10 protein-coding genes are annotated in these 14,699 nt (G+C 37.2%); all 10 read right to left on the reverse strand.

What is annotated here, in order from left to right; genetic code table 11:
• Positions 1-40: 40 nt before the first annotated feature.
• Positions 41-1,033, reverse strand: coding sequence for an aspartate-semialdehyde dehydrogenase (locus ACKTTZ_RS09735; protein ID WP_047427247.1), 993 nt, complete (start codon positions 1,031-1,033; stop codon positions 41-43).
• Between the two features lie 67 nt (positions 1,034-1,100).
• Positions 1,101-1,532 (reverse strand): hypothetical protein, encoded by a 432-nt coding sequence (locus ACKTTZ_RS09740; protein ID WP_034691532.1) that lies wholly within the window; start codon positions 1,530-1,532, stop codon positions 1,101-1,103.
• An 86-nt stretch (positions 1,533-1,618) separates the two neighbouring features.
• Complete coding sequence (locus tag ACKTTZ_RS09745; RefSeq protein ID WP_034691530.1) at positions 1,619-4,204, reverse strand: TonB-dependent receptor; 2,586 nt, start codon at positions 4,202-4,204, stop codon at positions 1,619-1,621.
• Between the two features lie 208 nt (positions 4,205-4,412).
• Positions 4,413-5,273 carry a carboxylating nicotinate-nucleotide diphosphorylase gene (gene nadC / locus ACKTTZ_RS09750; RefSeq protein ID WP_407848564.1) on the reverse strand — a complete coding sequence of 287 codons (861 nt, stop codon included), beginning with the start codon at positions 5,271-5,273 and terminating at the stop codon, positions 4,413-4,415.
• Between the two features lie 12 nt (positions 5,274-5,285).
• The gene (nadB, locus tag ACKTTZ_RS09755) at positions 5,286-6,857 is read right to left on the reverse strand and encodes an L-aspartate oxidase (RefSeq protein ID WP_034691526.1); all 1,572 of its coding nucleotides are present in this window, start codon (positions 6,855-6,857) and stop codon (positions 5,286-5,288) included.
• 29 nt (positions 6,858-6,886) lie between these two features.
• On the reverse strand, positions 6,887-7,513 hold the full coding sequence (locus tag ACKTTZ_RS09760) for an NAD(P)H-dependent oxidoreductase (RefSeq protein ID WP_034691525.1): 627 nt from the start codon (positions 7,511-7,513) through the stop codon (positions 6,887-6,889).
• 122 nt (positions 7,514-7,635) lie between these two features.
• Positions 7,636-9,894 (reverse strand): T9SS type B sorting domain-containing protein, encoded by a 2,259-nt coding sequence (locus ACKTTZ_RS09765; RefSeq protein ID WP_407848567.1) that lies wholly within the window; start codon positions 9,892-9,894, stop codon positions 7,636-7,638.
• A gap of 160 nt (positions 9,895-10,054) precedes the next feature.
• The gene (locus ACKTTZ_RS09770; RefSeq protein WP_407848569.1) at positions 10,055-12,313 is read right to left on the reverse strand and encodes a lectin-like domain-containing protein; all 2,259 of its coding nucleotides are present in this window, start codon (positions 12,311-12,313) and stop codon (positions 10,055-10,057) included.
• A 166-nt stretch (positions 12,314-12,479) separates the two neighbouring features.
• A complete protein-coding gene (rnhA, locus tag ACKTTZ_RS09775) occupies positions 12,480-12,956 on the reverse strand; it encodes a ribonuclease HI (RefSeq protein ID WP_407848571.1) in 477 nt (158 codons plus the stop codon).
• A 60-nt stretch (positions 12,957-13,016) separates the two neighbouring features.
• On the reverse strand, positions 13,017-14,606 hold the full coding sequence (gene dnaB, locus ACKTTZ_RS09780; protein ID WP_079240125.1) for a replicative DNA helicase: 1,590 nt from the start codon (positions 14,604-14,606) through the stop codon (positions 13,017-13,019).
• Positions 14,607-14,699 lie beyond the last annotated feature (93 nt).

A 14,699-nucleotide genomic window follows, 5' to 3' on the forward strand; every position in this document is an offset into this window, starting at 1 on the left:
AAAAGAATCTCAATTCTGAGACTCTTTTTATTTTGTTAGTTTATACTAAGTTGTTTGCTACAAGGTATTCTGCAATTTGTACAGCGTTTGTTGCTGCTCCTTTCCTCAGATTGTCTGCAACGATCCAGAGGTTGAGTGTTTTGGGCTGTGAGAGATCCCTTCTGATCCTTCCAACGAAAACTTCGTCTTTTCCTTCTGAATAAAGAGGCATCGGGTAGTGGTTGTTTTTTACATCATCCATTACGATTACTCCAGGAGTTTCAGATAAAATTTTTCTTACTTCGTCCAGTTCAAATTCATTTTCGAATTCGATGTTTACACTTTCAGAATGTCCTCCCTGAACCGGAACTCTTACAGCGGTTGCTGTTAAGTTAAAGGTATCATCTCCTAAGATTTTCTTAGGCTCCTTCATCAGTTTGATTTCTTCTTTTGTATAGTCATCATCAGCAAATACATCACAGTGTGGCAATGCATTTTTGAAGATTTGATAAGGATACACTTTTTCAGTAGAATCATCTCCGCTGATTTCACCGTTTAACTGGTCTACAGCAGCTTTACCTGTTCCTGTTACAGACTGATAGGTAGAAACAATTACTCTTTTTAAATCATATTTTTTGTTCAAAGGTCCAAGAACCATGACCAACTGAATGGTAGAACAATTCGGATTTGCGATAATTTTATCTTCTTTTGTTAAAACATCAGCATTGATCTCAGGAACGACTAATTTTTTGTCAGGATCCATTCTCCATGCAGAAGAATTGTCAATGACTGTTGTTCCTGCCTCTGCAAATAAAGGAGCAAATTCAAGAGAAGTAGAACCACCCGCAGAGAAGATTGCAATATCCGGTTTGGCAGCTATAGCGTCCTTCATGCTTACGATGGTAAATTCCTTCTGTTTATACTTCACCTTCTTGCCTACAGATCTTTCGGATGCTACCGGGATTAATTCTGTTACAGGGAAGTTTCTCTCCTCCAAAACTTTAAGCATAACTTGTCCAACCATTCCTGTTGAACCTACTACAGCTACTTTCATTGATTTAATTAAAAATTTAAGATTAAACTATTTATAAATTATAACGCATATAATTTCTTTGTCTGTTTTAAGCCCCGAAGACTCTTGTCCAAGGGAATGCAAATGCAAATAAACCTACTGCAATCAGTCCCATAATTACTACTCCTAAAGAAATAGTATCATTTGATTTTACTTTTTTGTTGACGATTGTCATCAAAACTGCTGCAATAAGCATAGAGAATGGATGTTCAACATATTGGAATCTTAATGCTGCATTTTTCATTACTTCTCCCATGTTTAAACCTTTGCTGAAAGTGGTGATCAGCATAATGATCCCTAATAAAAACTGAACGTGGAAGAAAATCATTGTGAAAAGAGTTGTTTTCTTCAAAAATTTGTTCACTTTTCCACTGAAACCGAACATGGTAGCTAAAAGTGCAATGACAAATAATGTTACCAAAAGAATTTCAAGATACCCGAAACCTTTATGGGCATTAAGTAAAATGTTGTAAAAATCCATAATCCTATTTTTTTGTACACAAAGATAACAAAAATCCCGGCTCAAAGCCGGGATTGATATTTATAAAATCTAATATTGTGATATTATTAGAAGTTGAATGATAAGTTAGCTGCCCATGTTCTTCCGAATCCGAAAAGTACACGGTTAGTTGGGTCAATTCCTTTGTATAGAGTAGATTGATAAGCCTCATACTGTGCTGCTGTAGCAAACTGATCACTAGTTTTTGTGAAGACATTTGTTGATGCATCAGAAATATAAGTAGTATCAAACAAGTTATAAACATTTGCACCAATAGTGAAATACTGAGAACTGTCTCTTAGTCTGATTTTGTAAGAGAATCCTACATCAAATAGGTTGAAATCTGGTAATTTCATTACTCCTTTATCTTGAGCTGCTTGGTTAGAGAATGTTGCAATATCAATTGATGAGTAAAGTTTACCTACGTATCTCCAAGTTCCAAAGATACTAAGATCTTTTACTGGTTTTACAGTCGCTCCTAATGAAGCAGTCATCTGAGGAATACTGTTATTACTTGTTCCTCCTACTTTTACTTTATCTAAGTAAAGAGTTGTTGATGTAGAAGATCCAGCTAAGGTAAGTGGGTTGTTGTTATCATCAAAAGCAGCACCTGTAGCATTTCCTTTATAATAATAATCACCCCAAGAGAACATACCTTGGAATTCAAGATAATTAGTTGGTCTGTAAACAGCGTCAAATTCTACTCCCTGGTGAACTTCAGTAATACCACTAATTTCTGCATATCCTGTAGTTGTAGTATTGTCAGGTAGTGTAAATGTCTGGTTAGTTCTTCTTAACCATCTGTCTCCCCACTGTGTTCTGTAAACATTTACATTTGCACTAAGTTTTGGAGATCTGAAACCATATCCAACTTCTGCTGAGAAGATTTTTTCGTTAGTTAAAGTTGGGTTAACTACCTGGAAGTTACTTGGGTATACAGAGTTAAAGAATGGTTGCTTGCTATAGTATCCAACATTTGCGAAAACATTGTGATTTGCATTGATGTTATAGTTAGCTCCCCCTTTAATGTTATATCCAAAAAGGTTTTTGAATCCTGTTTTTGTATTGACAACTTGTCCTTGTTGTTTAGTTACACCATCTTGAATGAAGTTATCAATTCTTTGGTATCCTTGGTTAGAAACTGATCCTTGTAGGAATGCAGAGAAATCATTTTTAGTGAATTCAACTTGACCAAAACCACTGTACCAGATAACCTCTCCGTCATTACTATAACCAATTTGATCTTGGATAGGAGCTGTTTTTCCTCCAAAAGGATTCCAAGCTAATTGTTGATAATTATAAGTTTTGTTGACAATATTAGGTGCAATATTTTTGTTATTACTATCCTTATATCCTGATGCTCCATACAAGTCAGAAGCTACTTGATAATGGTATCCATAATAATATCTATCATCTGTACCTACTGAGAAATTCCAGTTGTCGTTGATTTTATGCTGGAAGTTAGCCAAGATACCATACCAGTTGTGAGAGTTGATACTTGATCTACGGATCAAAGTACTACCAGCACCTGCAGTATTTACGTTAACAGCTTTGTTTGCAGCAAAAATAGCATCGTAGTTGAAGTGACCTTCTGCATCAACGAAAGAGGCATCTGTAATTCCTTTTCCACCAACTCTACCAATTTCACCGGTTCCACCACCTCTACCGTTAGACATATATAAAACTGTACTTAACTTAGATTTCTCACTCATAGTCCAGTCCCAGTTTAGCATCATAACAGGCTTAGAGTAATAATTTGCTCTGTTAGCTAATGATACTTTATTTCCATTTGCATCAGTGTAATAACCATAATCAGAGTTATATTGTCTGTATGGTGTTCCATCATGATCCGGATTGTATTTTATATAATTTTGGATTGTTGGAGAGAATGTTCTCTGATTATGCCATTGAGGTGCAGAAGTTAGTGTAAACTGGAAGTTATGTTTTTTATTTGGCTCCCATCCTAATGCAAAATAATAAGCATAAGATTCATATTGTGTGTTTTCAATATAAGTGCTACCAGCCTGTCTGCTCATCAAGATAGAAGAAGACCATCCATTTTCAGATTTACCTGTATTGTAAGCAAAAGAGGTTTTAAGGTAGTCGTTGTTACCAACTCCGAATCTTAGAATTCCACCTCTTTTCATGTCTGCAGACTTTGTTAAGAAGTTCATAGTACCTCCTACAGAAGCAATTGCTAATTTAGAAGATCCAAGCCCTCTTTGTACCTGCATAGTACTTGTTACGTCAGATAGTCCAGTCCAGTTTGAGAAATAAACAGTACCACCTTCCATATCGTTTACAGGCATGCCGTTTACCATTACAGCGATGTTTCTTGATTCGAAACCACGCATAGTGATCTGAGAATCTCCAAATCCACCACCACCTTTTGTAGCATATACTGATGGTGTTGTGTTTAGCAATTCTACCAACTCCTGGTTTCCTTGTCTCTCAAGGATTTGAGCAGCTTTGATTGTAGATACTGCAACAGGCGTTTTTCTATCTTTAGCGATATCCGTAACACCTCTTAAGATTACCTCCTCAATGTCCTTAGATTTAGTTTTCGTAGAATCCTGAACTTCTTGAGCGTAATAAACACTAGCTGTAGATAATGTAATAACCGCAGTTAGTATCGATTTGTTGATTAATTTCATAATCGTTAGTAATAATTAGATTTAATTTTCTGCAAAATTCGCAAAATAAAATTTAACTATTATTAACTCAATGTTAATTTTTAATCAGTCTTAATAATGTTAAAGTGTTAAAAATCAATATTATGGCTAAAAATCGAATTTTAGTATGAAAAAAGTCATGTTATTGAATTTTTAACAAAGTGGTGGTGTTTTTGTTAAAAATTCAACGCTATTTCACTGCTTTGAGACTCAAATCTATATTCTCAGCAGAGTGTGTAAGGGCTCCTACAGAGATATAGGTAACGCCTGTGGAGGCAATTTCTTTCAGCATATCGCGGGTAATTCCACCTGAAGCTTCAGATTCACAAGAACCATTAATCATTTTTACAGCTTGTTTCATCGTTTTTACATCCATATTATCAAGCATGATCCTGTCAACTTTTGCATTGATGGCTTCCTGAACTTCTTCAAGGTTTCTGGTTTCAACCTCTATTTTCAACTTTTTCTTATTCTTTTTAACGTAATCCTTTGCCATTGCTACTGCATTGGTAATGCTTCCGTTATAATCAATATGATTATCCTTCAGCATGATCATGTCATAAAGACCATATCTGTGATTGGTTCCACCGCCAATAGCTACCGCCCATTTTTCACACATTCTGAAATTGGGAGTCGTTTTTCTCGTATCTAAAAGTTTAGTTTTTGTTCCTACTAATCTTGAGTCCCACTCATGAGTAAGGGTTGCAATGCCGCTCATTCTCTGCATACAGTTAAGAACAAATCTCTCTGTGGAAAGGATAGATCTTGCACTTCCTGTAACCATAAGAGCTACATCTCCGAATTTACATGGAGTTCCATCTTTAATGAAAACCTCTACTTTTAAATTCTTGTCAAATGTTTTAAAAATGATTTCAGCCAGCTCCACACCTGCAAGAATACAATCCTGTTTTACCAAAAGCCTGGCACTTTGCACAAGATCCTGTGGAATAGTAGAAAGAGTAGAATGATCACCATCCTGAATATCTTCTTCAAGCGCACTTTTTATGAATGCTTTTAATGCTTTATCTGTAACGTATGCTGGTCTTTTCATTATAGTATGCTTTTAAGCTAAATCTTTATTATAAAACGCTCCCTTATTCTCTGTCATTTCCATAGATTGGGTAATGATGAGGTGTGCAACGGTTGTTAAGTTTCTTAATTCTGAAAGTTGTGGTGAAAGAATGGAGTAGTGGTAGATTTCATCAACAGCGGCAGCAATTTCCTGATGTTTTTGCAGTGCCATATTCAGACGTCTGTTGCTTCTTACAATACCTACAAGATCGCTCATCATTTCCTGAAGTTGTTTTCTCAGATAGCTGACGATAACCATTTCGTCCATGATTTTCATTCCTTCTTCATTCCATTCCGGAACGGCTTTCAGATCATCAAAGTTGAAATTGTTTTCATTGAGAAGGTTTACCGTTTTCATGGCTGCATTGTGCCCGAAAACCAAGCCTTCAAGAAGTGAGTTTGAAGCAAGTCTGTTGGCACCGTGAAGTCCTGAGTTGGTACATTCTCCTACTGCGAAAAGATTTCTGATGGAAGACTGTCCGTCTCTGTCTACTTCGATTCCACCCATGAGATAGTGGCAGGCAGGTACAACAGGAATCAGTTGAGTGAAAGGATCAATTCCTTCGTCTTTGCATTTTTTATAAATATTCGGGAAATGTTCTAAGAATTTTTCATGATTCATTTCCTTGCAATCCAAGCCAACAAATTCGTCTCCGGTAATTTTCATTTCGGCATCGATGGCTCTTGCAACAATATCTCTTGAGGCTAATTCTTCACGTTCATCATATTTATGCATGAATTTTTCACCTCTTTTGGTTCTTAATTTTGCTCCATCTCCACGAACTGCTTCTGAAATTAAAAACAACATTCCATCCATTTTGCTGTACAAAGCTGTAGGGTGGAACTGATAATATTGCATATTGGAAACATTTCCTTTGGCACGGGCAACGAAAGCAATTCCGTCTCCTGTGGCAATTGTAGGATTGGTGGTGTTTTTATAAACATGTCCGGCACCTCCTGTGGCAACCAGTGTTATTTTAGAAGTAATTTTTTTGATGGTTTTGGATTTCTCATCCAGAATATAAGCCCCGTAGCAGTGGATGTCTCCTTCATTAAGTTCTTTTCCCGGAACGTGGTGCTGTGTGATGATATCAATGACGTAATGATGATCAAGAATTTCAATATTCGGGCTGTTATTGGCTGTTTCCAGTAAAGCTCTTTCGATTTCAAAACCTGTGATATCTTTATGATGGACGATTCTGTTTTCAGTGTGACCGCCTTCTCTTCCTAAAGCGAATTTGCCGTTTTTCATATCGAACTGTGCTCCCCATTCTACAATTTCATTGAATCTTGCAGGAGCTTCTCTTACCACCATCTCTACGACATCACGTTTATTTTCTCCGTCACCGGCACGCATCGTGTCGTCAATATGTTTTTGAAAATTGTCATTCTGAAAATCTGTAACGACAGCGAGACCGCCTTGTGCATATTTGGTATTGCTTTCGTCTTCATCAGACTTGGTTACAATAATGATTTTGGCATCAGGGTGCTGTTCAGAAACTTTAATGGCATAGGAAAGTCCGGAAATGCCGGAACCAATTACTAATACATCCGCTTTTATCATATGCTGGCTTTAGGTACAATCGTTTAAGATTAAATAAATTTAAACAATTTTTCGTTTGGTTTTCTTACTTTTTTCATGTGCTGGAAGTGATCTTCTTCAGAACGGTAACCTAAAGCGAGGGTAACAGTTACTTTTTCTGTTTCAGGATCGGTATTCAGAATTTCTTCTATAAGATCCTGACGGAAGCCTTCCATCGGGCAGGAATCTATATTTTCAATAGCGGCGGCATACATAAGATTGGCCAATACTATATAAGACTGTTTTTCTGCCCAGTTGAAAATTTCATCATGTGTTTTCTGGTTGATATGCTGATTAATACTGTTTCTGAAAGGATCCAGTGTTTCCATAGGAGTATTTCTTACTTCAGAAATATGATTAAAATACCCTCGGATATAGTTCTCTTCTATCACTTTTTTTGAAATAATAACAATAAGATGAGAACAGGTGGAAATCTGAGATGGATTATAAAAAGCAGGAATTAATTTCTGCTTCATCTCCTCACTTTCAACAACCACAATTTTATAAGGCTGAAGCCCCAGCGAACTGGCAGACAGCTTTCCTGACTCAAGAATGTTGTGAAGAGTTTCCTGAGGAATAATCTGATGATTGAATTTTTTTACAGAATATCTTCTGCTTAAAGCTTCCAAATAATTCATACGACAAATTTAAGAATTGAATATGAATAAAGAGTCTTTAAAATGAAATATCTCCTGCCTGTTAATACAAAAAAATCACCCCGACCGGCGGGGTGATTCTTTTGATGTGGTGGAAAGTGTAATTATTCTCTGTTTTTTACAACAATCCAGCCTGAGAATTTTATCGGAGTACTGTTTTTATTATTTTCATTCCATGAAACAGAATACCAATAGTTTCCTGTAGGGACTTTTTTATGTCCATTGGTAGTTCCTGCCCATTTGTAACCATTGGTCTTATCAGCCTGGAACATTTTATAACCATATCTGTCGAAGATGGCAATTTCCAGATTTTGTTTATTGGCTAATGCAGAGTAATCAACGAAATCATTAATACCATCATCATTAGGAGTGATTATATTGATGAGGTTAGGTACTGTAATATTGACTTCAACAGGAACGCAATTATAACCATCTCTTACATATACTTTAGCTTCTCCTCTTGTAATATTGGTGAACACATTGGAGTCCTGCCAGTTGATATTATCCATAGAGTATTGATAAGGAGGAGTTCCACCGTTAGCATATACTGTTACTGTGCTTCCTGAAATGTCAACCGTGGTAATAACAGGATTGTCAGAAGGATATACTGTTACTTTTTGTGTTGCAATACAATCTCCGGTTTTCAGTTTTACCCAGTAAGTACCTACTCCTACATTCTTGATGGATTGTGTGGTTGCTCCTGTGCTCCATTCATAGCTTTTGAATCCGGCTCCCGCATCTAATGTTGTGGTGTTTTCAATACAAATTGTCTTGTCAAGTAAAGTCCTTGAGTAAACAGCAGGTATTACAGTTAATGTAACTTTTGCAATAGAGTAGCATCCATTTCCATTAAAAACTTTAATATAAACAACTCCATTAGGAGCAATGTATGCTGCCGGAGTTGAGATGGCATTAGTTCCACTGATTGCATCTGTCAATGAAGGGTAATATTCTTTTGTAAGTCCACCCTGGGAAACAACAGCCCCTGTAAGGTTAAAAGAAGCCATAGATGGATTGGTTTCAATGAAACATGATTTGAGTTCCACATCATTAACAACTACCACAGGGTAAATATTCAGTGTGATTTTAGAAGTACTTACACATCCCTGAGGTGTGGTTACTTTTACATATATTGTTGCTGCTGCAGAGGCATATGCGGAAGGATTTGTGATCTGATTCGTACCGTTATTCAGATCATATAAAGTAGGATAGAATTCTTTGATAACTCCGGCAACAGTTGTTACAGCAGCGGTATTGAGATCAAAGGTTGCTGTTCCGGCATTGTTGTTATTGCATCCGCTAAGAGTAGCATCTGTTGCTGCAAATGGAGTAGGATTAAGCTGAATAACACCATCACCATTATCACAAAGAGTAGAAGTAGGATCTTTTACCACCACCTTAATAGTTGTATTTCCGGAATACTGGAAACTTGTAGGATTGGCGATAGGAGTAGAACTTCCCAATACATAATAAGTGAAAATATAATTTCCAGGATTATTTACGAATTGAGAATTATAAGAAGTAAGATCTACTGTACCATTTCCGGTAGCTGGATTTGTACAAACAAATGGAGTTATGGTATTACTTAAAATAGGAACTTTATCTACATATACTTTAACGTCTTTAATAGAATGTCTTGCACTGGCACCTCCGGTTGCTGCAGAGAAGCCAAAATATCCCTGTGACATTCCTACTGCACCTCCGGAAGGAGCAAAAGACTGATCTACGATAAGAACACCATTTATTCTTACTTTGATAATCCAGTTTGTAGGGTTGGTAAGGTCTGTTTCTCCGTTTACTTCAACATGTCTGTAGGTATCTCCTACAAACGGTTGGGTAGCAATAAGGTCCGGAGAGTGAAATGTACTTCCCGGAGTGGTGTTGAATTCGATATTATTACCTGCTGTATTATTGGTACCATAAAGAATATGTACTTTACTCATCTGGCCTTCTGTGGTATTGTTGAAAATATCAAAACCAACCATTAGCCCCGAAGCATTAGCTGGAATACCGAGTCCTCCTCCTGATACAAATCCTGTTGGCGGATTGGCAAGATACCAGAAGGTAAAGCCGTCTCCCTTTCCAAATTGTGTGGTTCCGTTTCCGTCAATTCTGAAATCGAATTCCACTTTCCATTTATCACAGTAGCTCAAAGTAATAGGTGTTGATAATTTTACAGCCCCGTATCTGCTGGTCTGGTCTGTGGTAAGCCTTACAAAGTCTCCGCTTACTATAGCATCAGAGACAAGATCCCAGCCCGTTGTATTAACAGGGTTTCCGGTAAGTTGATACGTTTGTGAAAATAATCTTCCCGGCAAGTATAATAAGATAGTCAGTAAAAAAATGAGTATATCTTTTTTCATAGTGGATGGATTGTGATGTTATACTTAATCTTAGAAATAAAATTGTTTTTTATGTTTAAATTGGTGATAAAAAGCAATACCTGGTTCCAATCTCTGATGGAGCAGATTCTGCTTTTAATACCGAAACTACCCCAAATGAGGTAGTTTCTGATAGTAAAATTTATTCTCTGTTTTTAACCAATACCCAGCCTGAGTATTTGGTTTCAGTATTGTCTTTGTTGTTTTCGTTCCATGAAATGGTGTACCAGTAAGTTCCTGTAAGAACTTTTTTACCGGAAGCTGTTCCGTCCCATGTGAAGTTTCTCATTTTTCCGGCTTCGTACAGTTTGTTACCATATCTGTCGTAGACGATGAATATCAGGTTTTTCTTGTAAGCAAGTGCTGAATAATCAATGAAATCATTTACGTTGTCGCCGTTTGGAGTGATAGCATTAATCAGGTTAGGAACGGTAATCTGAACTTCAACAGGTGTACAATTGTAAAAATCTTTTACATACACTCTTACTTCGCCTCTTGCTAAACCTGTGAATATATTACTAGGCTGCCAGTTCATTCCATCCAGAGAAAACTGATACGGAGGAGTTCCCCCTGCTACATTTACTGTGATGGTGTTGTTGTCAATATCAATGCTGGAAATCACTGGATTTGCAGATGCTTTTACATTGACAGTCTGTGTAGTGATACAGTTACCGGTTTTCAATTTTACCCAATAAGGACCTACGCCTACATCTTTAATAGATGAGGTAGTTGCTCCGGTGCTCCATTCATATCCGTCAAATCCTGGTCCTGCATCCAGATCTGTTTTTTCACCAATACAAATGATTTTGTCTTTCAGAACAGAAGAGGTTACTGGCGGTAATACAATAAGATTGATTTTAGCAATATTAAAGCATCCGTTGGCATCCGTTACTTTTGCATATACCGCAGTACTTGTAGATAAATACTGAAGTGGATTCATGATTTCGTTGATTCCGTCTAAAGCATTAGCGATGGATGTGTAGTATTTTTTGGCAGCGCCTGCTCCTAAAGTAGTAACATCTGCGGTTGTCAAATTAAAGATAGCGCTCGTAATATTATTTTCAATGAAACATGATCTTAGAGTAGCTTCTTTCACAGGAGTGTCCGGATAGAATGCAAGGGTAATTTTTGCTGAACCTGTACATCCCTGAGGGGTTGTTACTTTTACATAAACAACTCCGGGAGCAGATAGGTAATTGTCAGGATTTTGAATCTCATTCGTATCGGCGTTGAGGTCTGTCAGCGTTTTATAATATTTTTTTATAACTCCAGGAACATTGGTCACCGCTGCTGTATTCAGATTGAAAGCTGCTGTTCCTGCTTTGTTATTATTACATACCGTAATGGTTTTGTCTTCCGCTTTGAAAGGAGCAAGAACCAATAAAATTTTACCATCCGGGTTATCACACAGTAATCCTGCATTATCTTTAATAACAACTGTTACTGTTGAGTTAGCATTGAACTGATAATTGGTAGGATTCGCAATAGGTGTAGAGCTTCCAAATGGATAATAGGTAAATGTATAATTGGAAGGGTTGCTTACAAATTGTGAATTGAAAGTAGTCAGGTTTACAGATCCGTATCCGGTTGTAGGATTAGGACAGAATGACTGTGTGGCTGAATTCTGTAAAATAGGAACTTTGTCCGTATAAATTTTTACATTTTTAATGGAATGTCTTGATCTTGCACCTCCTGTAGAAGCTGAAAAACCAAAATATCCTACAGTCATTGAAGCAGCAGCACCTGAATGTGCAAAAGACTGATTGCAAATTACATTACCGTCTATTGTTATTTTTATAATCCAGCTGGTAGGAGCTGCAGGATCTACCTGCGCCGTTACTTCTACGTGTTTAAAAGTTGTTCCCTGAAAAGGCTGTGTAGTATTCAGATCCGGGGAGTGGAAAGAACTTCCGGGAACATTAAAAAATTCGACATTATTGCTGTCAGTGGTGTTTTGAACCAGTCCATAACCAACATGCACCTTACTCATGGTAGCAGTTGTGGTGTTGTTGTATGTGTCAAGTCCTACAACAAGTCCTACAGCATTTTGAGATACTCCAAGTCCTGAGCCTAATACGCTGGCTACCGGAGGATTGGCAAGATACCAGAAGGCAATTCCATCTCCATTGGAGGTTTGGTTGGAATCCATTCTGAAATCAAATTCCACTCTCCATTTATCACAATATTTTAAATTAATAGGATCATTCAGCCTGATGGAACCGGATTGGTTATTGGTATCCGGGGTCAGCTGAATAAAATCTGTGTTTACCTGAGTAGGGGAAACCATGGTCCATCCGGTAGTGTTCACTGGGTTTCCGATAAGCTGATAAGTCTGAGCAAAGGACTTCCCAGCTATACAGAGTAAAAAAACAGATAAATACAATAATAGATTTTTATTCATTTATAATGGGACTTAGATTAATATGTAAAGATATTAAATCCCAATTAAATAATATGTATTTAATGTTAATATTGCTTAAATTTTAATAATATTTTAAAAAAAATACTGCTTATTATGATATAATGGTGAATGGTGTAGTAGCAATTACGTATTTACATTAATTAAATTAAAATAAGGAATTGTTATCCAAACCCTCAAAATAAGTATCAATTTCAAGATCTGAGGAACTGGCTGCTGCTACGGCTAATTTATCGCAAAGTTCGTTTTCAAAATGTCCGGCATGACCTTTTACCCAATGCATTTTTGGGGTATGTTTATTGTAAAGTTCAACGAATTTTTTCCAGAGATCAGGGTTTTTTACATTTTTCCAACCTCTCTTGATCCATCCTGCAATCCAGTTTTGGTTGATGGCATCAGATACATATTTGCTATCAGTATACACATGGATGTCATTTTCTGTAGATTTCAGTTTTTCCAATGCGGTGATGACCGCCAGAAGTTCCATTCTGTTGTTGGTCGTTTTTCGAAATCCTTTTGAAAATGTTTTCTGGTAATTTTTTTCAGGAACGCGCATAAGAATTCCATATCCGCCTTTTCCCGGGTTTCCACTGCAAGCTCCGTCCGTATAAATTTCGATTCTCAAATCTGCTTTTTAATAATTGATGTATTGACTGTAAAAATTGAACTGAATTTTAGTTTTTGCTTAAAAAGGGAAGTCATCATCATCATCAAAGTCATTCATTGAAGACCCTGAAAGTTTTGAACTGTCCGGAAGATCAAATGCTGCTCCTGGCTGAATTGTTGTTTTGATCTTGTCAAATCCGCTCGGCTCTCCGAAGTTGGAAGGATATCCTCCTCCGGCACCACCGTCAAGTGCAGCTTCAATATCACCGAATTTTGCAAAATGTTTCAGGAATGATAATCTTACATCTGCCGTAGCACCATTTCTGTGTTTTGCAATAATCAGTTCGGCCTGGTTTTCTGTAGAAGTTTCCTGTCCTTCCTCATCATTATCCCAAACCGTAATTTTATAATACTCTGGTCTGAAGATGAAAGATACGATATCCGCATCCTGCTCAATTGCTCCGGATTCCCTCAGATCTGAAAGCTGAGGTCTTTTTCCAGGTCGGGCTTCCACACTTCTTGAAAGCTGTGACAGGGCAATTACCGGTACGTTAAGTTCTTTTGCAATGGCTTTTAATGAACGTGAAATCATGGAAATCTCCTGTTCACGGTTTCCGACTCCTTTTCCACCACTGCTTCCTGCGGTCATCAGCTGAAGGTAGTCAACCATGATAATTCTTACCCCATGCTGCATTACCAGTCTTCGGCATTTTGCACGGAAATCGAATATGGAAAGGGAAGGGGTTTCGTCAATATATAAAGGAGCGTTTTCCAATTCGGATACATTGGAGAATAGTCTTTGCCATTCTTCATCATCCAGGGTTCCTTTTCTTAATTTTTCTGATGAGATTCTTGTTTCGGAAGCAATCATTCTGGTGATCAGCTGTACCGAGGCCATCTCGAGAGAGAATAATGCCATAGGAACTTTATGTCCCACTGCAATATTTCTTGCCATGGAAAGAAGGAATGCCGTTTTTCCCATCGCGGGACGGGCTGCAATAATAATAAGGTCAGAATTCTGCCATCCACCGGTTTCCTTATCCACATCTCTGAATCCTGAAGGAACTCCGGAAAGTCCCTCTTTATCTTTTAAAGATTTAATGGTATCAATAGCCTGCTTTACCAATGAGTTGGCAGTATCGAATCCTTTCTTAATCGTTCCGTTGGTGATCTCAAAGAAAGATTGTTCTGCTTTATCCAGAAGTTCAAAAACATCTGTTGATTCCTTGTAGGAAGAATCAATAACATTAGCAGAAACATTAATAAGGCTTCTTAAAATATACTTTTCAAGAATAACACGTACGTGATATTCGATATGGGCAGATGAGCTTACTCCCATTGTAAGATCAATGATGTAATGATCACCACCAGCCTGACTCAGTTTGTCTTCTTTTTTTAAATTCTGAATAATCGTCATTAAGTCTACCGGGTGGTTGCCTTCATACAATTTTAGAATAGTAGAAAAGATGACCTGATGTCTGGGATCATAAAACACTTCTGGGGTAAGAAGGTCAATGGAATGGTCAAGACCTTTTTTGTCAATCAAAAAAGTTCCGATAACCAATCTTTCAAAATCCACTGCATTGGGAGGCATTTTTCCATCCGCAATAGACAATTCTTTTGCAAAGTTTCCGTGTGTCAGGGATGATAATGTTTCTTTCTGCGCCATGGTGCAAAGATAGTTTATTTAAAAAATAATAAAAAAATAGTATTCAACAAATTATTAGCAGTCATTCGTAAAATGCTGTAAACAGGAGGTTGG

Source organism: Chryseobacterium sp. KCF3-3 (genome assembly GCF_045865955.1).
In the GTDB taxonomy this organism is placed as follows: Bacteria; Bacteroidota; Bacteroidia; order Flavobacteriales; family Weeksellaceae; genus Chryseobacterium.